The 18,579-nt window shown below is 65.0% G+C and carries 16 protein-coding genes and 1 tRNA gene; 8 read left to right on the top strand and 9 right to left on the bottom strand.

The genetic code is table 11. The annotated features are described in order from the left end of the window. Positions 1–52: 52 nt before the first annotated feature. From yihA to FPV16_RS00270, 3 genes are all read left to right on the top strand, one after another. On the top strand, positions 53–703 hold the full coding sequence (gene yihA / locus FPV16_RS00280) for a ribosome biogenesis GTP-binding protein YihA/YsxC (protein ID WP_227435240.1): 651 nt from the start codon (positions 53–55) through the stop codon (positions 701–703). Next, a complete protein-coding gene (locus FPV16_RS00275) occupies positions 700–1,080 on the top strand; it encodes a DUF423 domain-containing protein (RefSeq protein WP_227435239.1) in 381 nt (126 codons plus the stop codon). The genes yihA and FPV16_RS00275 overlap by 4 nt, the downstream gene beginning before the upstream one ends. Before the next feature lie 493 nt (positions 1,081–1,573). Continuing rightward, positions 1,574–2,980, top strand: a complete 1,407-nt coding sequence (locus FPV16_RS00270) for a hypothetical protein (RefSeq protein WP_227435237.1) — start codon at positions 1,574–1,576, stop codon at positions 2,978–2,980. Between the two features lie 152 nt (positions 2,981–3,132). Here FPV16_RS00270 and FPV16_RS00265 read toward each other — a convergent pair whose 3' ends face one another. Beyond that, positions 3,133–4,629, bottom strand: coding sequence for a short-chain fatty acid transporter (locus FPV16_RS00265; RefSeq protein WP_227435236.1), 1,497 nt, complete (start codon positions 4,627–4,629; stop codon positions 3,133–3,135). A gap of 188 nt (positions 4,630–4,817) precedes the next feature. Between FPV16_RS00265 and FPV16_RS00260 the strand changes: the two genes are divergently transcribed. Then, positions 4,818–5,174, top strand: a complete 357-nt coding sequence (locus tag FPV16_RS00260) for a hypothetical protein (protein ID WP_227435235.1) — start codon at positions 4,818–4,820, stop codon at positions 5,172–5,174. A gap of 120 nt (positions 5,175–5,294) precedes the next feature. Here FPV16_RS00260 and clpB read toward each other — a convergent pair whose 3' ends face one another. Further along, entirely contained in the window at positions 5,295–7,925 is a 2,631-nt protein-coding gene (clpB, locus tag FPV16_RS00255) for an ATP-dependent chaperone ClpB (RefSeq protein ID WP_227435234.1), read from the bottom strand. A 201-nt stretch (positions 7,926–8,126) separates the two neighbouring features. Here clpB and FPV16_RS00250 point away from each other — a divergent pair, with 201 nt between their 5' ends. Then, positions 8,127–8,918, top strand: a complete 792-nt coding sequence (locus FPV16_RS00250; protein WP_227435233.1) for an MOSC domain-containing protein — start codon at positions 8,127–8,129, stop codon at positions 8,916–8,918. A gap of 67 nt (positions 8,919–8,985) precedes the next feature. Here the strand turns inward: FPV16_RS00250 and FPV16_RS00245 are convergent, their stop codons facing one another. Both FPV16_RS00245 and FPV16_RS00240 read right to left on the bottom strand, forming a co-directional pair. Next, positions 8,986–9,261 (bottom strand): hypothetical protein, encoded by a 276-nt coding sequence (locus FPV16_RS00245; protein ID WP_027171910.1) that lies wholly within the window; start codon positions 9,259–9,261, stop codon positions 8,986–8,988. Positions 9,262–9,490: 229 nt separating this feature from the next. Then, positions 9,491–9,721, bottom strand: a complete 231-nt coding sequence (locus tag FPV16_RS00240) for a hypothetical protein (RefSeq protein WP_227435232.1) — start codon at positions 9,719–9,721, stop codon at positions 9,491–9,493. Positions 9,722–9,949: 228 nt separating this feature from the next. On the opposite strand from FPV16_RS00240, the gene argB reads away from it, so the two are divergent. After that, positions 9,950–10,861 carry an acetylglutamate kinase gene (gene argB, locus FPV16_RS00235; RefSeq protein WP_227435231.1) on the top strand — a complete coding sequence of 304 codons (912 nt, stop codon included), beginning with the start codon at positions 9,950–9,952 and terminating at the stop codon, positions 10,859–10,861. A gap of 189 nt (positions 10,862–11,050) precedes the next feature. Here argB and FPV16_RS00230 read toward each other — a convergent pair whose 3' ends face one another. The 4 genes from FPV16_RS00230 to FPV16_RS00215 all read right to left on the bottom strand — a co-directional run bounded on the left by FPV16_RS00230 (position 11,051) and on the right by FPV16_RS00215 (position 13,460). Further along, positions 11,051–11,623, bottom strand: a complete 573-nt coding sequence (locus tag FPV16_RS00230) for a hypothetical protein (RefSeq protein ID WP_227435230.1) — start codon at positions 11,621–11,623, stop codon at positions 11,051–11,053. A 337-nt stretch (positions 11,624–11,960) separates the two neighbouring features. Beyond that, positions 11,961–12,035, bottom strand: a tRNA-Thr gene (locus FPV16_RS00225). A 59-nt stretch (positions 12,036–12,094) separates the two neighbouring features. Then, positions 12,095–12,583 carry an NUDIX hydrolase gene (locus FPV16_RS00220; RefSeq protein ID WP_227435229.1) on the bottom strand — a complete coding sequence of 163 codons (489 nt, stop codon included), beginning with the start codon at positions 12,581–12,583 and terminating at the stop codon, positions 12,095–12,097. A gap of 409 nt (positions 12,584–12,992) precedes the next feature. Further along, entirely contained in the window at positions 12,993–13,460 is a 468-nt protein-coding gene (locus tag FPV16_RS00215) for a MarR family winged helix-turn-helix transcriptional regulator (RefSeq protein ID WP_227435526.1), read from the bottom strand. Positions 13,461–13,839: 379 nt separating this feature from the next. Between FPV16_RS00215 and FPV16_RS00210 the strand changes: the two genes are divergently transcribed. Continuing rightward, positions 13,840–14,985 (top strand): type II asparaginase, encoded by a 1,146-nt coding sequence (locus FPV16_RS00210; protein WP_227435227.1) that lies wholly within the window; start codon positions 13,840–13,842, stop codon positions 14,983–14,985. Between the two features lie 21 nt (positions 14,986–15,006). Here FPV16_RS00210 and FPV16_RS00205 read toward each other — a convergent pair whose 3' ends face one another. Next, positions 15,007–15,927: a bestrophin family protein gene (locus FPV16_RS00205; protein ID WP_227435225.1), complete on the bottom strand. Its 921-nt coding sequence runs from the start codon at positions 15,925–15,927 to the stop codon at positions 15,007–15,009. Positions 15,928–16,578: 651 nt separating this feature from the next. On the opposite strand from FPV16_RS00205, the gene FPV16_RS00200 reads away from it, so the two are divergent. Then, positions 16,579–18,555: an acyl CoA:acetate/3-ketoacid CoA transferase gene (locus FPV16_RS00200; RefSeq protein WP_056161468.1), complete on the top strand. Its 1,977-nt coding sequence runs from the start codon at positions 16,579–16,581 to the stop codon at positions 18,553–18,555. The last annotated feature ends 24 nt before the right edge of the window (positions 18,556–18,579 follow it).

The following is an 18,579-nucleotide window of genomic DNA, read 5'->3' as shown; positions in this document are numbered from 1 at the left end:
TGAGGTGGTGAGGTGGGACATCCCGACCAGAGCCCGCCGCCGGAGCCGCACCATGTCCCAACCCGAAGCCGACGCGGCCCTCCTCGAATCCGGCCGCCTGCTGTTCGCCGGGGTCGCGGACTTCCTGTCTTCCGCGCCCACCGTCGCTGCCCTGCCGCCGATGAAAGGCGTCGAGATCGCCTTCGCCGGCCGCTCGAATGTCGGCAAGTCGAGCCTCGTCAACGCACTGACCGGCCGCAACACCCTGGCGCGGACGTCGCACACGCCGGGGCGGACGCAGCAGCTCAACTTCTTCGATATCGGCGGCCGTCTCACCCTGGTGGACATGCCCGGCTACGGCTACGCGGCGGTGGAGAGGACCAAGGTCGAGGCCTGGACCGACCTGATCCACGATTACCTGAAGGGCCGCGCCAACCTCGCCCGCGTCTTTATGCTGATCGATTCCCGCCACGGGCTGAAGAGCATAGACACCGATGTGCTCGACGGGCTCGACAAGGCTGCCGTGAGCTACCAGATCGTCCTGACCAAGGGCGACGCCCTGAAGAAGGCCGAGATCGAGGCGCGCATCGCCGGCATCCGCTCTGCCATTGCCAAGCGCCCCGCCGCCTACCCTGAGATCCTGCTCACCTCGAGCCGCGACGACCGCGGCGTGCCGGAACTGCGTGCCAGCGTCGCCCGGCTCCTGTCCGAGCGCGGCGCATGATTCTCGCCCTGCCCGACCGCATCCTGCTGGCGCTCGGCGCGCTGGCCGGCCTGCTCGGCGTCGCGGCAAGCGCTGCGGCGGCCCATATCCCAGGCGCCGACAGCCTCAAGACGGCGGCGCATTTCCTGCTGTTCCACGCGCCCGCCGTGATCGGCCTCGTGGCTCTGGTCGGCATGGGCGCCACGCACCGTCTGACGACCCGCATCGCCGCCTTCGCTCTGGTTCTCGGCCTTATCCTGTTCTCGGGCGACCTCGCGCTGCGTGCGCTTCAGGGCATCCCGCTCTTTCCCATGGCTGCGCCGACCGGTGGGGTTCTGCTGATGGGGGGATGGCTTGTGGCGGGAATCGCGGCGTTCGTTCCAATGCGACGCGGCTGAAACTTCCGCGTGAATCGAAACGCTCGTACGCTGACGAACCGGGATAACCCCTGGACCATGAGCGACCGAGGCCTTTTGGATTTCGACCTCACGCCCGCACGAGGCCGCAGATGCCCGCATGGCCGGAAAGCCATGGGCGAGCGGACATCATCCGATGAGTCCACTTAACCGATAAAGGCAATGGTAACGGGGCAACATCGGGAGGGTCTTCCGTTCCCTGTGGAAGCTATGCCCGGCGGCGTCTCAGCGTCTGCATCAAGGCTGCCCACGCCGGCTGGCTTGCCATTTTACGATTAAGGCTTCCTCGGAGCTTTAGCTGGTGGATACATCACTCGCATCATGGCGTCCTTCCTGCCCGACTGATACAAATGGCGAAGCCCACAAGTCAAATAAATATCACGAGCTCGCGCGTACAGCGCACTGCCTCTATAAGTCCAACAAAAATGCGTGCTATATTTTATATATACGGTGCTTCCCATTCGGAGTCGTCGTGATGGGTGTATACTATGAACATAAATTATCGGTTCTAGGAGCGAGCAGCACTATTAGAGAATTTATCGACCGGTGTATTGACATCGGTAACGACGATATTCCAATCGGTTTTGCTTTCGAGCGAATTGCTCCTACGCCGACGGACCTCCCAGACGGCTCCGCCATCGGGCGCCTCGGCCAAGACGTGAATGTGGGAGTCGAAGCGCTGACATGTCGTCCCAGATCGTCGCCCCAAACGTTGGCCCTCGGTCTAGCGCCGATCAGCGTCTTAGAGACCGAGGGCGCTCAAGACCTGGGTCTGATGGATCACGACAGCCTGACGACGTGGCTTCGCGAAAACGATCCGGCGGTTCTGGAAGTGGGTCGAGCAGCACTCTCGGCATATGAACGGACGGGCGAATGGTCGCGCCAAGAATGGCAGACCGCAAATTGGGGTGGCAGTTACGAAGAGATGGATTCTCTCGTCCTGTCTTTTAATCTCTGGCACGACAGCACGACTGAGCTGACGATAAGGCTGTCTACGAAGAGCGTCACCATCCATCCCCTGATCGGTCACGTGTCACGAATTTTTCCATCCCTAAATCTTCGGCTTGTTCTCGCGGACGACGGCTACAATGTGGCTCTCATCGCAACTGCAACGAATGGCAAAATTTTGGACGAATATGTTGAGATAACGGATGAATTCATTGCCGAGATCAACGGAGAGCCGTTGGAAGTCTCCAACTTTTACGTAGGTCCTTCTGCCGCCAAGCCAGAGCCGATGACGCATGTCCGATTCTGGCGATCAAAACGTCGCCTTCGTTCGTCCGTCATTGACTATCCGGTCTACTCACCGCGATTTGCCGGGTATCCACCGGCACTTACCGACGAGCAAGCCGAAGCGAACGTCCGACATTTTCTCGCTACGAAAGATGAGCGAATTGGAAATCTAAAGACGTTCCTCCACTCGTTTCAGGCTGCAATCGATAATAGCGACCAGGGTATCAAGAACCTGGATCAGTGGATTTGGCAATACGGCGCCTTTCTCAAGGTCAGCGAAACCGGCGCAGCCTATCTGACGCACGATCCTATATGGGATGGACACTGGCGCACAGAGAACGTGATATTCGATCTTGCCACGTTTCTTGGTCAAGCCATCGTCGACAGGTACGATGGTTATCAATGGGAGCATTACACAGATGTTCCCCCGTGTTTGCGCGAGTTCGACGACCATTATCGATCGATGACCGTCTGGAATGGTGAAATTCCGTCGCGCGTATGGATATTTGACGAAGTCCGCTCCTTCTGCGATTGCCTCTACGAGAACAGCTTCATGTGGATGCAGCCGAGGGTTGTTACTTCTCCGGATCAGCAGTTGAAGAGCGTCGCCACGAACATTCTCGCGAAACCCGCTGCACGATGCGTATAGGCTCTCCCGTCTTCCGTAGATTAACCGATAAGGTAGCGGGCTAAGCCCTTTTTCGTGACATCGGCAAACGGCATGAAACGGGCGAGGATGCACCTTTCGGAGGAGTTGCCCCCTTTCCGAACCTTCCACGCCCTGAAAAGGTAGGATAATCCCTACGGCATCACCGGCGGGTGATACGTCAGCGTGAAGGCCAGCGCCCAGAGCAGGAACAGCACCACCGGCAGGTGGATGATGAGCTGAAGGAAGCTGAACCCGACGATGTCGCGGGCTTTCAGGCCGAGGATGCCGAGAAGGGGCAGCATCCAGAACGGGTTGATCAGGTTCGGCAGTGCCTCGGCAGCGTTGTAGATCATCACGGCCCAGCCGAGATGGACCTGCAGCTCGTTGGCCGCCTGCATGACGTAGGGCGCTTCCAGCAGCCACTTACCGCCGCCGGACGGCACGAAGAAGCCGAGCACCGCCGAATAGACGCCCATGGAGATCGGGAAGCTGCCCGTGGTGTTCAATGCCACGAACGCGTGGGTGATCACGTCCGAGACCGAGGTGCCGCCCGCGTTCTTGGCGTTGGTGAGCATGGCGCTGATCGCCGCGTAGAGCGGGAACTGGATCAGCACGCCGGCCGTCGCCGGCACCGCCTTGGCCACGGAGGCGAGGAAGTTCCGCGGCCGCCAATGCAGCAGCAGGCCGAGGGTGAGGAACAGCAGGTTGTAGGTGTTGAGGTTCGAGATCGCGGTGATCCAGGATTGGCGCGCGAATTCCTGGTAGAGCCAGCCGCCGGCGATGACGACGAGGAGCAGGGTCAGGATCGGCGAATGTTCGAGCCATTCCGAGGGCTGCTGCGGCCGGGACTGGTCCGGCGTGTCGCGCGAGACGTCAAGGCCGAGGTCGTCGGCCGTCACGGCAGTGGCGGGCTGAGGCGCCGAGACGTAAGCGATGATGATCGAGATCACGAAGAGGATCAGGGCGATCAGCATCGACTGCCACAGGAAGATCGTCTCGCTGAACGGGATCACGCCGGTGATCGGCAGCAGGCTCGGCGGCAGGCTCTTCGGATTGGCCTGGAGCTGCGCAGCCGATGAGCTGAGGCCCATGGCCCAGGTGGCGCCGAGGCCGAGATAGGCGGCGGCACCCGCGGCCCGGTAGTCCATGCGGAGTTCGGTGCGGCGGGCGAGAGCGCGAGCGAGAAGGCCACCGAAGATCAGGCTGAGGCCCCAGCTCAGGAACGACGACAGCATCGTCGCCGCCGCCACGAAGCCGACAGCGCCCCGGCCGGTCTTCGGCACCAGGGCGAGCCGGTCGATCAGCCGCTGCACCGGAGGCGCGGTCGCCACCACGTAGCCGCCGATGGTGACGAAGGCCATCTGCATGGTGAAGGGGATCAGGCTCCAGAAGCCGTCGCCGAAGCTCTTGGCCACGGTCATCGCGGGCGCGCCGTTGGCCAGCGCACCCAGCGCCACGATCACCACGGCGATGGCCACGAAGATGAACGCGTCGGGAAACCAGCGCTCGGCCCAGACCGTGAAGCGGATGCCGAGGCGGGACAGGGCCCCGTCGGTTGCGCCCTCGGTCGCAGGGCGGCCAATCGTTGGCTGGAGCGGCACGGGCTTGCGGGAATCTGGATTGCGGGAATCTGGATTGGATGCCGACATCTGTGATCCCACCGCTATCCGGCTTGGCCAACCAAGCTGGTGCCCTGCATGTTGCTCAAACATCGCACCGGCTCAAGCCCAGCATTTTCGCTTGTCACCAGGCAAAGGTGACGAAGATGCCTTCCCTTCAATCTTCCTTCAGCCCTGTACGTTTAAAAGATCTCGGTGATCCTTCGGGAAGAGAGCGAGTGACGAAACCGGCGAGCAAATCACCCCTGGAGATCCTCCGCGACCGCCGCCCCAATGCGGACGGGATGGCCCGTGATCTCACCGACGGGAGGGTGTCCGCTCATGATGATGGTGGGAGGAAGGCCTACGGCTCGCCGCTGGCCTGGCTGTTCGGCCTCCTCGCCAGCATCACGGCGATAGCCGGCGCCGTCCTCCTCGTCCTGGCGCTGCCACCGGTGCTCGATTGCCGAAACCGGGCCGCGCAGGGGTTCTTCGTGGGCCAGACCTATGGTGGCTGCGTGACGACCGGGTTGTCGGCGCGGTGGAACCTGCTCGAACAGCGGGTGAAGATGGCGCTACGCGGCTCGGGTCGCTGATCGTCGCCACGCTTCGCGTCGTGCATGCATTCGTTTCTTTGGAGAATATTACCGGAGATGGCGGCCGCCTGACCGGCCCCGGCGGGACGAACCCGCCGGAGCCGTGAGACGGGCCGGGTCTCAGTTCAGCGTGACGCTGGTCGGGCGTCGCTCGGGCACGCCGGGATCGTCGCCGATCATCAGGCCGGACGGGCCAAGCCGGACCGGCACAGCCTCACCGTCATGGATGCGGCCCGCGAGCAGCTGCTCGGCCAACCGATCCTGCACCGCCTTCTGGATCACGCGCTTGAGCGGGCGCGCCCCGTAGGCCGGGTCGTAGCCCTTGTCGGCGAGCCAGTCGCGGGCATCGGGCTCCACGTCGAGGGCGATCTTGCGCTCGTCGAGGAGGGTCTGCAGCCGCTTGAGCTGGATATCGACGATCGCCCCCATCTCCGAGCGCCGGAGACGGTGGAACAGGATGATCTCGTCGATCCGGTTGAGGAATTCCGGCCGGAAATGGTGGCGGACCACGCCCATCACCTCGTCGCGGACCTCATCCGTATCCTGCCCGTCCGTCTGCGCCACCAGATATTCCGACCCGAGATTCGAGGTCATGATCAGGAGCGTGTTGCGGAAATCCACCGTCCGCCCCTGCCCGTCCGTGAGACGCCCGTCATCGAGAACCTGCAGCAGGACGTTGAAGACGTCCGGATGCGCCTTCTCGATCTCGTCGAACAGCACGACCTGATACGGCCGGCGCCGCACGGCCTCGGTGAGCGCTCCGCCCTCCTCGTAGCCGACATAGCCCGGAGGCGCGCCGATGAGCCGGGCCACCGAATGCTTCTCCATGTATTCCGACATGTCGATGCGCACGAGCGCGGTATCGTCGTCGAACAGGAACCCAGCCAGAGCCTTGGTCAGCTCGGTCTTGCCGACGCCCGTCGGCCCGAGGAACATGAACGAGCCGATCGGCCGGTTCGGATCCTGCAGGCCGGCGCGCGCGCGCCGCACGGCGGTGGCCACCGCCTCCACCGCCTCGCGCTGGCCGACGACACGGCGCCCGAGTGCTGCTTCCATGGCAAGCAGTTTCTCGCGCTCGCCCTCCAGCATCTTGTCCACCGGCACGCCGGTCCAGCGCGAGACGACGCCAGCGATATGGGCCGGCGTCACCGCCTCCTCCACCATGCCGTCACGGGCGACGGCGGATTCGGCGGCAGCCTCGTTCTCGGCGAGCTGCTTCTCGAGGCCGGGGATCACGCCATAGGCGAGCTCTCCGGCGCGCTGGTACTGACCCTGGCGCTGGGCGTTGGCGAGTTCCGTCCGGGCCTCGTCGAGCTTCTTCTTGAGATCGGCGGCGGCGCCGAGCTTGTCCTTCTCGGCCTTCCAGCGCGACGTGATCACGGCCGATTGCTCCTCGAGATCGGCCAGTTCCTTCTCCAAGCGCACCAGCCGGTCGCGGGAGGCGGAATCGGTCTCCTTCTTCAGCGCCTCGCCCTCGATCTTGAGGCGGACCACCTCGCGGTCGATGTTGTCGAGCTCTTCCGGCTTCGAATCGACCTGCATGCGCAGGCGCGAGCCGGCCTCGTCCATCAGGTCGATGGCCTTGTCCGGCAGGAAGCGGTCGGTGATGTAGCGGTTCGACAGGGTCGCGGCCGCCACCAGAGCCGCGTCCTGGATGCGCACGCCGTGGTGCTGCTCGTACTTCTCCTTGATGCCGCGCAGGATCGAGACCGTATCCTCGACGGTGGGTTCGGACACGAAGACGGGCTGGAAGCGGCGGGCGAGGGCCGCGTCCTTCTCCACATGCTTGCGGTACTCATCGAGGGTGGTCGCGCCGACGCAATGGAGCTCGCCGCGCGCCAGAGCGGGCTTGAGCAGGTTTGAGGCGTCCATCGCCCCATCCGCCTTGCCAGCGCCCACCAGGGTGTGCATCTCGTCAATGAACAGGATAATGCCGCCCGCCGCCGAGGTCACCTCGGACAAGACACCTTTCAGCCGCTCCTCGAACTCGCCGCGATACTTCGCGCCGGCGATCAGCGCACCCATGTCGAGGGCGAGCAGGCTCTTGTCCTTCAGGCTTTCCGGCACGTCGCCATCGACGATGCGCAGGGCCAGCCCCTCGACGATGGCGGTCTTGCCGACGCCGGGTTCGCCGATCAGCACCGGGTTGTTCTTGGTGCGGCGGGACAGGACCTGGATGGTGCGGCGGATTTCTTCATCGCGGCCGATCACCGGGTCGAGCTTACCCTCGCGGGCGGCCTCGGTGAGGTCACGAGCGTATTTCTTCAGGGCGTCATAGGCGTTCTCGGCCGTGGCATTGTCGGCGGTGCGGCCCTTGCGGAGGGCGTTGATGGCCGCGTTCAGCGACGCGGCGGTGACGCCGGCTGCGGCGAGTGCCCGGCCGGATTCGGTATCCTTCTCCACGGCGAGGGCCAGGAGCAGGCGCTCCACGGTGACGTAGGAATCACCCGCCTTCTGGGCGGCCGTCTCGGCGGTGTCGAAAAGGCGCACGAGTTCGCGCGTCGCCTGCGGCTGCGCCGAGTTGCCGGACACTTTGGGCTGCTTGGCCAACCATTGCTCAACCTGGGCGAGGGCCACGCGGGACTGTCCGCCGGCGCGGTCGATGAGACCGGCGCAGAGTCCCTCGGGATCGTCGAGCAGTACCTTAAGCAGGTGGCCCGGCTGCAATTGCGGATGGCCTTCGCGAAGGGCCAGGGATTGCGCGGCCTGGACGAAGCCGCAGGCGCGTTCGGTATAGATCTCGAAATTCATCTCGTTCCTCTCCCCGTACCGACGATCCACCGCCCGCCAAGCGGCGCAGCCCCGTCGAGACGTCGCTCCCCGACCGGATGGTCCGGGGAACACCGGCGCCGCGAGGGCCGCCGGTTGTTCAGGATGTAGTGTTGCAAATGAGCACCACAAGACCCGATCACGGACTTGCGCGCAACGATGGCTTCGGGCGAGGCTGACGGCATGACCACAACGCCGACGAGCCCCCCCGAACTGCGCCTTGAAGCGCTCCACCGCTACCCTGTGAAGGGGCTCTCGCCCGAGGGGCTGGAGGGAGCGACACTGGAGACGGGAGGCTATTTTCCCGGCGACCGGCTGTTCGCCATCGAGAACGGACCGTCCGGCTTCGATCCAGCCGCACCCAAGCATCAGCCCAAGATCAAGTTCCTGATGCTGATGCGGAATGAAGCCCTGGCCCGGCTCGGCACCCGCTACGACGAAGAAACTTCCGTGCTGACGATCCGCCGGGGGGACGGCATCGCCGTGGAGGCCGATATCTCGACCCCGGAGGGGCGCGAGGCGGTGGAAGCGTTCTTCCGTGCCGAATTCGCGGATACCCTGCGCGGGCCGCCGAGGCTGCTCACCGCACCGGATGGGTTCCGCTTCACCGATTCAGCGCGCGGCTTCGTCTCGCTCCTCAACCTCGCCAGTGTCGCGGCGACGGAGGACATGGTGGGCGTGCCCGTCGATCCGTTGCGATTCCGCGCCAACCTTCACCTCACCGGCCTCGCCCCCTTCGCCGAACTCGACCTCGTCGGACGCGTCCTTGCCACGGCGGGAGGCGTGCGCCTGCTCGTCTCCAAGCGGACGGAGCGCTGCGCGGCGACGAATGTCGATCCGGCGACCGGCATCCGCGACCTCGCGATCCCCCGGACGCTCTCCGCGCACCTCGGCCATACCGATTGCGGGGTCTACGCGGAGGTGGTCCATGGCGGCCGCCTCGAACGGGGCGAGACGCTCCGGATCGAGGCGTGAGGCACTGTGACAGTTACAAAGCCTGCGGGCCGCGATCGACCTTCGCGTTCCCGCAGGCGGGATCGCTTTAGATCGCGTGACGCGGGACGAGGACGATGGCGGCGGCGTAGCCGGCCCGGCGCAGGCCACGAAAATCAGCGTGACGCCGCTCGCAGGTCACCCTGACGTAGCGCTTCTCGCCATCGGCGCTCCAGGTGGAGGCGGCCATGGTCTGGCCATGGATCATGCATTCCATCGGCGTGTGCGCGGGCGACACGATGACGTCGAGGGCGGTGGTGCGGGAGCAATCCTGCGCCGCGATCATGCTAGAGCAAACGAGGGCGACGGCTAACAATTCTGACATGACGGACCCCTTTTTCGGTTCAGCGAATAAGGTCCGCGGTGTTGCTCAGGCGTCGAGCGGCCGCGTGATTGTTGCCTGAGCGTTCCTCGTCGTTTCTCATTGGACTCGGTCTAGCATGACAGATGCCAACCCCGTCGCAAGGTCGCCCCGCTTCGGGTCGCACATGGCTCTCATGCGCGGCGCGAAGACTACGGATTCGTGCGCGAAGCGACGCCCTGCCGGCCCGCGATCAGCCGGTGACGAGGCGGTACCCAGTACGGGGCATGAGCCAGGTCGGCTGGGGCTCGGCGCGCGGCAGGATGCTGGCGACGGCATCGAGATCGACGACGTAACTATCGGTCAGTCTGCGCCAGACCTCGCCGGGAGAGGCGGTGTCCTTCCCAATTTGGGCGAGGGCGGCAGTCAGATTCCGAAGGCCGGTGAGAGTCAGACGGGGGACGGTGGGATCCGCGGCGAGCATCGGAGGGAGCGTCCTGTGCAATCTTCCAGAGGATCACAGGACAGGGCTAACCCATGGTTATGTCCTCCCCCCTTCGTGCCGGCCGTTCTCACCTCCGATCCGCCTCCCACGACGCGACCATTTTTCCGAGCTTTGGCGGCTATGGCGCTTCGCAGTGCGACATCGCTGCGCTAGAAGCGCGTCGTCGCGCATCCCGATCCGGCGCCGTAGCGAGGACAGTGCCTCACGATGAAAGAATCTCTGGCAAAAGACGCCCTCCCGAACGTGCATGTGCGCGCTGAAGTCCTGGTCCAGGCGCTCCCGCACATGCAGCGCTACGACCAGGAAATCGTCGTCATCAAGTATGGCGGCCATGCCATGGGCGACCGCGCGGCGGCGGAGGATTTCGCCGAGGACATCGTCCTCCTCGAGCAATCCGGCCTCAAGCCCATCGTCGTCCATGGCGGCGGCCCGCAGATCGGACGGATGCTGGGCCGGCTCGGCATCCAATCCGAGTTCCGCGGCGGCCTTCGCGTCACCGACGAGGCCACCGTGGAGGTGGTCGAGATGGTGCTCGCCGGCTCGATCAACAAACAGATCGTCGGCTGGATCTCCGCCGCGGGCGGCCGTGCCATCGGCCTCTGCGGCAAGGACGGCAACATGGTCCGCGCCCGCAAGGCGACGCGCACCGTCCTCGACCCGGAGAGCCAGACCGAGCAGGAGATCGATCTCGGCCTCGTGGGCGAGCCCGAGCACGTGGAACGCGGCGTCCTTGACGCGGTGCTGAAAGCCGAGCTGATTCCGGTCCTCGCCCCAGTCGCCTTCGGGGCGGACGGCCAGACCTACAATGTCAATGCCGACACGTTCGCCGGGGCGATCGCCGGGGCGCTGCGGGCCAAGCGCCTATTGCTCCTCACCGATGTGCCGGGCGTGCTCGACAAGGACAAGAAGCTGATCACCGACCTGACCCTCGAGGATTGCCGCCGCCTCATCGCCGACGGTACCATCACGGGCGGAATGATCCCGAAGATCGAAACCTGCATCTACGCGCTGGAACAGGGTGTCGAGGCGGTGGTCATCCTCGACGGCAAGGTCAGCCACGCGGTGCTGCTGGAGCTCTTCACCGACCACGGCGCGGGCACGCTGATCCGCCGGACGTAGGCAGCTCTCGCAAAGGCAGTCAGCGGTTTAGCATCTCAAGACCCGTGGCACTTTAACGGCCTCAGCGAGGGGAGGCGTTGGCGCACCAAGGCAGACTCCCCTGGCGAACCTCCCAGAAACGACGAAGCCCGGGACGTGCTATTCACGCCCCGGGCCTCTGAATCGGTGGCGGCCGAAGCCGGCCCACCATCATGCGTCCTCAGCGCCCCCCGGCTCCGGCACGCCTGCCTTCTCCCAGAAGGCGGCTGTGGCCTTGCGATACGCCTTGAGCAAAGCGGGGCCTTCGGGACCAGCAGAGCCAATCTCGGCCCAAATCTGCTTGCAGAGCCCGGCCTGCACAGTGAAGCGGCTGGGGTCCTCGGTCTTCGCAGCCGCCAGCAACGCCCCGACGATCTTGCGCATGCGTTCGGCATTCTGGGCGAACACCTCCTCGCGCTCGGCCACGCGACGGCGAGCCGCCTCGACCTTCGCAGCGCGGCGCTCGGCGGACACCGCATCCTCGGTCACATCCGCCTCATCGGGCCGGTACGCCTCCTGGACCGACTTGAGCGCCGCACGACCGCGCAGGATCATCGGCTTGGCGTCCGCCCGCTCCCGGCACGCGGCCCGCAACTCGACGATGAGGCGCTTGGCCATATCCACCATCTTGCGCGAGGGTGGGGACTCGGAGGCCGAGACAGCCGCCTTCTCCAGGGCGGCGATGATGGACTCCGCATCGGCCGACGGTCGCTCGTCGGAAACGTCGGGGCCGGCAATCGCCATTGCCTTGTGGTCCGGCTCAAAGCTCACAATGAAAACCTCTCGATCGATCCGAGGCGCCTCGGATCAATCACCCGAGGGTCCGCATCACCGTTCCCGCGCCCGAAGCCGCCACGTCGAGCAACCGGCAACGCCTCGAGGCACCATCTGTCCAGCGCACAGGCCCTCACAGGTCTGCCGCCGCGACCGGGCGTAGCCCTATCGCCTAGGCCGCGACAGCGTCAAGGCGATGCGGCTCATTGAGAATGCGGAGGATTGCAGGGTGCCGAGCATTGTCTGACCAGATCGACGGTCACATCCCCCGATCATCAGATCAATCAATGATGTAATCAGGGAAAAATGGTGCTGCTGGACAGGATTGAACTGTCGACCTCCTCATTACCAATGAGGTGCTCTACCACTGAGCTACAGCAGCCGATCGTCGCGACGTGTCGGGACGAGCGGGGAGTTAGCGGATCAAAAGCGGCTTGGCAATCACTTCTCGCCACCTTTCAGCAATCCGTTTGAAACGAGCAACCCGGTTTCCCTCTTGCAGGCGGCTCGGATGATCCCCGCCAGGCCGGATTCGGCCACGGCTTCCGCCGCGTCGGATGGAGAGAACCAGCGATCCTCGCGCTCGTTCCGCTCCGGCCAGTGCTTGAGCTGCTTGCGCACCTCCAGGGGGAACACCTTGACCTGGCAGAGGACGAAGTCGCGGCTCTTCAGGCGCTTCTCGTAGAGATAGAAGCCGAGCGGCCGCTTGCCGATCTCGCCCAGGAGACCGGCTTCCTCATAGGCTTCCCGGGCAGCGGCCTCGAAGGGCTTGCGCCCCTTCATCGGCCAGCCTTTCGGGATTACCCACCGGCGGCTCTCGCGCGATGTGATCAGGAGGATCTTGAACCCGCCATCCGGCAGGCGCCGGAACGGCAAGGCCCCGACCTGGCGCCGAGGCTCCGTATCACTCTCCAACTGGACTGAACTCATGGCAGATGAACGCCCCGCCGCCGTCCGGGTTCGATGGCCCGAGTTCGACCGCGAGATTCGAGAAGGCGCCTTGCAAGCATCAGTGACGAGGCGGGCGGTTTCGTCGCATCGGCGATCGATACGAGGACCATCGAGTTCCGGATCACCGGACGCCCCTTGTCTGTCACGCGAGTACGGGCGCGCGAGGATGGAAAGGATGGAACAGCCGAGATAGGCTTCGACGTGTCGGACACGGATTGGCTCTACCGGAAAAAGAAGATTGCCCTCAAGGCAAAATTTACCCGGCAAACTAAAACGGCGTCACGCCTCGCCAGCGTAGACACCTTCCATCCTTACGACGCGCGCGTGACACCATGAACACACCCGGCCCCGCCGGGGTCATCCTCGACAGGGCGATGCAGGGAGGGGTTCAGCCAGCGGCGCTCAGGTTCTCGATCAGGGCATTGAGGTCGGCGCGCATGGCCTGGACCTCCGGCTCCGACATGTTGAGCTGGCACATCACGGATTCCCGCACGAGGCGGGCCTCGGCGCGAAGGTCGCGACCATGCGGGGTCAGCTGGATCTCGACCTCGCGCTCGTCACTCAGCCGTCGGTGGCGGACCAAGAAACCGGCCGTCTCAAGCCGCTTCAGAACCGGGGTCAGCGTGCCGGAATCGAGCCTTAGGCGGCGGCCGATATCCGACACCGTCACGCCATCGGTCTCCCACAGGACGAGGAGGACCAGATATTGCGGATAGGTCAGTCCCAACCGCTCCAGCAGGGGGCGGTACGACCGGGTGATGCGGTGAGCGGCGGCGTAGAGCGCGTAGCAGAGCTGATTGTCGAGCAGCAGCGGGTCCGTGGTGGAACTCACCTGCTGCTCCGGAGCGTCGACCATATACATCACGCGATCGATCCCCAGATCCAGACGGCACGACGCACCAGCGGCGGCATCGGTTCCTCGCACCCGGGGGTATCGGACGCGAGCCGAACGAGGGGTGCCGACGATCCGAAACTCTCGTTATTTCGTTCCGATTGCAAGCATTTACCGGACCAACGAGCTCGTCCATACTCTAGGGCGGCCAGGGGCGGGATGCCGCACGATTGCGTGAGCGTCGCGACAATGCCCACCCGACAATGCCCGCCCGCTGACCCCGCCCTGTGACGACCGGGACGGATTGATGCGCGAACAGCCTGTGACCGCCGCCTTTTTGGCCTGTGCCTCGGCGGAGGGAGCGGCCACAATGTGGGGATCAGGCCCGCGACAGGATACCACGATGCAGTTCGCCCCCTCAGCCTCGCGCTCTCGCGCACTTCCAATGGCCATCGCCATGGCCTTCGGCCTCGGCCTGCCCCTCACACCGGTCACGGGTTCGGCGCTGGAAGGCCCGGCCCCGGCCAAACCGGGTGAGGCTACGGCGCCGGCGGCGGCGGCCAAGCCCCGTGTTGTCATCGTCGCCACCGGCGGCACCATTGCCGGCGCCGGTGCCGATGCCGCCAACAGCGCCACCTACCAGGCGGCCAAGGTCCCGGTGGACAAGCTCATCGCCGCCGTACCCGCCATCGCCCAGGTCGCCGACGTGCGCGGAGAGCAGGCCTTCCAGATCGCGTCGGAGAGTTTCACCAACGCCCAACTGATCCAGCTCGCCAAGCAGGTCTCGGCCCTGGCCAAGCGCGACGACGTCGATGGCGTGGTCATCACCCACGGCACCGACACGGTGGAGGAGACCGCCTACTTCCTCGATCTCGTGGTGAAGACCGACAAACCCATCGTCATGGTCGCTTCCATGCGCCCGTCCACCGCGATCTCGGCCGACGGCGCCCTCAACCTCCTCGACGCCGTGGTGGTCGCCGGCGCGAAGGATTCCCGCGCCAAGGGCGTACTGCTGACCATGAACGACGAGATCCAGGCCGGGCGCGACAGCACCAAGCGCGTGAACATCAAGCCCTCCGCGTTCTTCAGCCAGTGGGGGCCCCTCGGCATGGTGGTGGAGGGCAAGACCTACTGGTTCCGCGCCCCGGTGAAGCGCCACGGCACGACGTCGGAATTCGATATCGAGACGATCGACTCCCTGCCGGATGTCGCCATCGTCTACGGCTCGGGCAACATGCACCCCGAACCCTACACCTCGGCAGTGGCCGGCAGCGCGAAGGCGATCATCCATGCCGGCACCGGCAACGGCTCGGTGGCCGGCTACCTCGTCGATACGCTGAAAGACATTCGCGGCAAGGGCGTGCAGATCATCCGCTCCTCCCGCGTCGGCGACGGCTTCGTCCTGCGCAATGCCGAGCAGCCCGACGACAAGTACGATTGGGTCGTCGCCCACGACCTCAACCCGCAGAAGGCCAAGATCCTCGCCGCCGTGGCCTTGACGAAGACGCAGGACACGAAGGAGCTCCAGCGGATCTTCTGGGAATATTGAGCGGATCGCCTGACTGCCGCCTCAGCGCAGGAGGAAGCCCTCCGGCGCGAGGGGCGGCGGCGCAGGTTCACCGAGGGCGTCGAGGACGATGCCCTCCACCACACGGACGAGGGCATCGAGGGGGAGGTCGTTGGGCTCGGTGCCGAACGGATCCTCCAACTCGTCCCCCAGGGCATCGAGGCCGAAGAAGGTATAGGCGACAAGCGCCGTCACGAGCGGCGTCACCCAGCCCAGGGTGCCTGCGAGCCCGAAGGGTAGCAGCAGACAGTAGATCCAGGCCGTGCGGTACAGGAGCAGGGTGTAGGCGAAGGGAAGCGGCGTGCTCTGGATGCGCTCGCACACGATCTGAACCTGGCCGAGGGCGGCCACTTTCTGCTCCACCAAGCCGAACAGGATGTCGGAGAGTGCACCCTCGCGCCGGGCCCGCCCCAGATCGGCCATTTGGTGGACGAGCACCGCCTCGGCCGGGCTCGGCCGGGCGTGCAGATCCGTCGCCTCCGCTTCGGGAAGCCACGGCGTCGCGGCCGCCACCTCGTCTTCCCGGCGCATTTGCGCGTGGAGGGCCTTGGCGAAGGCCATGACGCGCTTCAGCGCACGCAGGCGGAGGGAGCGATGCCGCTCCTCGGGGAGGAGCGCGGCCAGGAGGCGGGCGAAGGAGCGCGCTTCGAGGATCAGCGTTCCCCAGGCTTTGCGCGCCTCCCACCAGCGGTCGTAGCAGGCTCCGTTGCGGAAGCTCAGGAAGATGGAGAGCGCCAGCCCGACCAGGGTGAAGGGACCGATGCCCGCACTCATCGGAAAGGGATGGGGCCAGGCCCGCTCCACCGCCACGACCCCGATGGCGGCCGCGGTGATGAAGCTCACTTTCAGCGCCACCCTCGGCAGGATCGAGCCCTGAAGCGTGAACAGCACGGCCATCAGGTTGGGACGCGAACGGACGATCATGGAGGGTTCGAAGTTCCGTTGAGGGGGGACTACGGCCGCGTGAAGGGACCGTCCGGTCAAGCCTGCGTTACCGGGGGGTTCGATGACAAGGCAACCTCAGCACTCTCGCATTGACGAGCCGACGCTTCCCCTCGCTCGGGCCTTCGGAGTGTCGCAGGTCGTTGGCGGGTCGCAGGACTTTGGCCTGTCGCGGGACTTGGGACGCCAGACCGGTGACCACTTCTGCGAAAGCTGCTTGGCGTGAACACCATCGATCGGCGGCGAACCGCGCCCGATCTCGCGACAGGGGCGGAGTATCGGGAATGGGGCCCGGCGCACGACAGGCCGTAGCGGTGGAACGCAGAATGTAGAATACTGTCGACTTTCCCGCACCGCAAAAGTCGTCATGCCGCCCGAGCAAGAGCGGAGACTTGCGCAGAATCCTGGCGAACCGGCGGAAAGGCCGGATATCGGGGCGCGAGAACCCAGCAATCCATTGCAGTGCAACAAGACATTCACACCGCTACTGCGCCTAGACCAGCCCCTTGCGGAAACTGGACCGTATCTTTACGCTGTCCGCGCCAAACAAGACTTCCGCACTCCCGGCACTATGCAAGATATCACTTGTGTTATGGCCGGGACGGGGGAGGCGCTCCGAGGATAGACCGGTCGATGAAGAAAAATAAGGTGATCACGGCCGAGGAGGCGATCGCCCTCATCCGGCATGACGACGTCGTCACCACAACGGGGTTCGTGCAGAGCTGCATCCCGGAGGCGCTTCATGCCGCCTTGGAGAAGCGCTTCGTCGACACCGGCGCCCCACGCGGCCTCACCCTGATCATGACCGCCGGCGCCGGCGACAGCAAAGGCCTCGGCACCGGCCGGCTTCACCACGAGGGCCTGCTGAAGCGCGTCATCGCCGCCAATTTCGGGCGCATGCCGAAGGTGGCCAAGGCCGCCCAGGACAACAAGATCGTCGGGTACAACCTGCCCCAGGGCGTGATCTCGCAGCTCTACCGGGCCTGCGCCGCCGGCCAGCCCGGCCTCTTCTCCAAGGTCGGCCTGCACACCTATGTCGATCCGCGCCACGGCGGCGCTCGCGTCAACGAGGTCACGACGGACGAGATCGTCAAACTCGTGGAAGTCGATGGCGAGGAGTGGCTGTTCTACACCGCCACCAAGATCGACGTCGCCTTCATCCGCGGCACCTCGGCCGATCCGGCGGGCAACATCTCCTTCGAGAAGGAGGCGCTGACCCTCGATTGTCTGGCCCAGGCCATGGCTGCCCGCAACAACGGCGGCATCGTCATCGCGCAGGTGGAACGCATCGTCGATGACGGCTTCCTGCTGCCCAAGGACGTGCGCGTTCCGGGCATCCTCGTCGATTGCGTGGTCCTGGCCGAGCCCGAGATGCATCGCATGAATTACGGCGTGCAGCACGATGCGGCCCTCGCCGGCCAGATCCGCGTGCCGGTGAGCGGCATGAAGAAGATGAAGCTCGATGCCCGCAAGATCATCGCCCGGCGCGCGGCCTTCGAATTGCCGCCGAACGGCGTGGTCAATCTCGGCGTCGGCGCCCCCGAAGGCATTTCGGCTGTCGCCAACGAGGAGAAGGTGACGCCCTACATCACCCTCACAACGGAGGCCGGTGCGGTGGGCGGCGTGCTCGCGTCCGGGTCGAGCTTCGGCGCGGCAACGAATGCCGATTGCGTCATCGACCAGAACCAGATGTTCGATTTCTACGATGGCGGCGGCCTCGACATGACTTGCCTCGGCATGGCCGAGTGCGACCAGCACGGAAACGTCAACACCAGCGCGTTCGGCGGCAAGCTCAACGGCTGCGGCGGCTTCATCAACATCAGCCAGAACGCGCGGAGCGTGGTCTTCGCCGGCACCTTCACCGTGGGCGGCCTGGAGACCACGATCGAAGACGGCAAGCTGAAGATCGTCACCGAGGGACGCTCGCAGAAGTTCCTGCCGCAGGTGGAGCAGATCACCTTCAGCGGTCCCTATGCGCAGAAGCGCTCGCAGCCGGTGATCTACGTCACCGAGCGCTGCGTCTTCCAGCTCACGGACGAAGGGCTCGAACTCATCGAGGTCGCGCCCGGCATCGATATCGAGCGCGATATCCTGCCCCATATGGGCTTCACGCCGATCATCAAGCACCCGGCGCAGATGGATGCCCGGCTGTTCCGGGACGAGCCGATGGAGCTCCTCTCCGACCTCCTCAACCTCAATCTGCCGGAACGGGTCAGCTACGACGCCGAGCGCAACATCCTGTTCCTCAACCTCGAAGGCTGGCACGCCCGCATCAAGAGCGACATCGACGACCTACGCAAGGTCCTGGTCGACGCCTGCAAGAAGGCCGGCCAGCGGGTCAACTCGGTGGTCAACCATGACGGGTTCCGCATCAACGAGAACCTGTACGACGATTACGCCAGCATGATCCAATACCTGTCGGCGAACTACTATCTGACGACCACACGCTACGCGACGAGCGCCTTCCTGCGCCTCAAGATGGAGGAGGCCCTGAACAATCGAGGCCTCGCCCCGCACGTCTTCGAGCGCAAGGAGGACGCCCACGCCTTCCTCGACGGCATGGACCGCAAGGTCCGCCGCGCCTCCACCGCCATCGACGCGGCGGCCTGAGACATCAGGCCGGGATGGAGATCG

The sequence above is a fragment of the Methylobacterium sp. W2 genome (assembly GCF_020662345.1).
Classification (GTDB): Bacteria; Pseudomonadota; Alphaproteobacteria; order Rhizobiales; family Beijerinckiaceae; genus Methylobacterium.
This window is presented reverse-complemented; position numbering and strand designations above follow the sequence as displayed.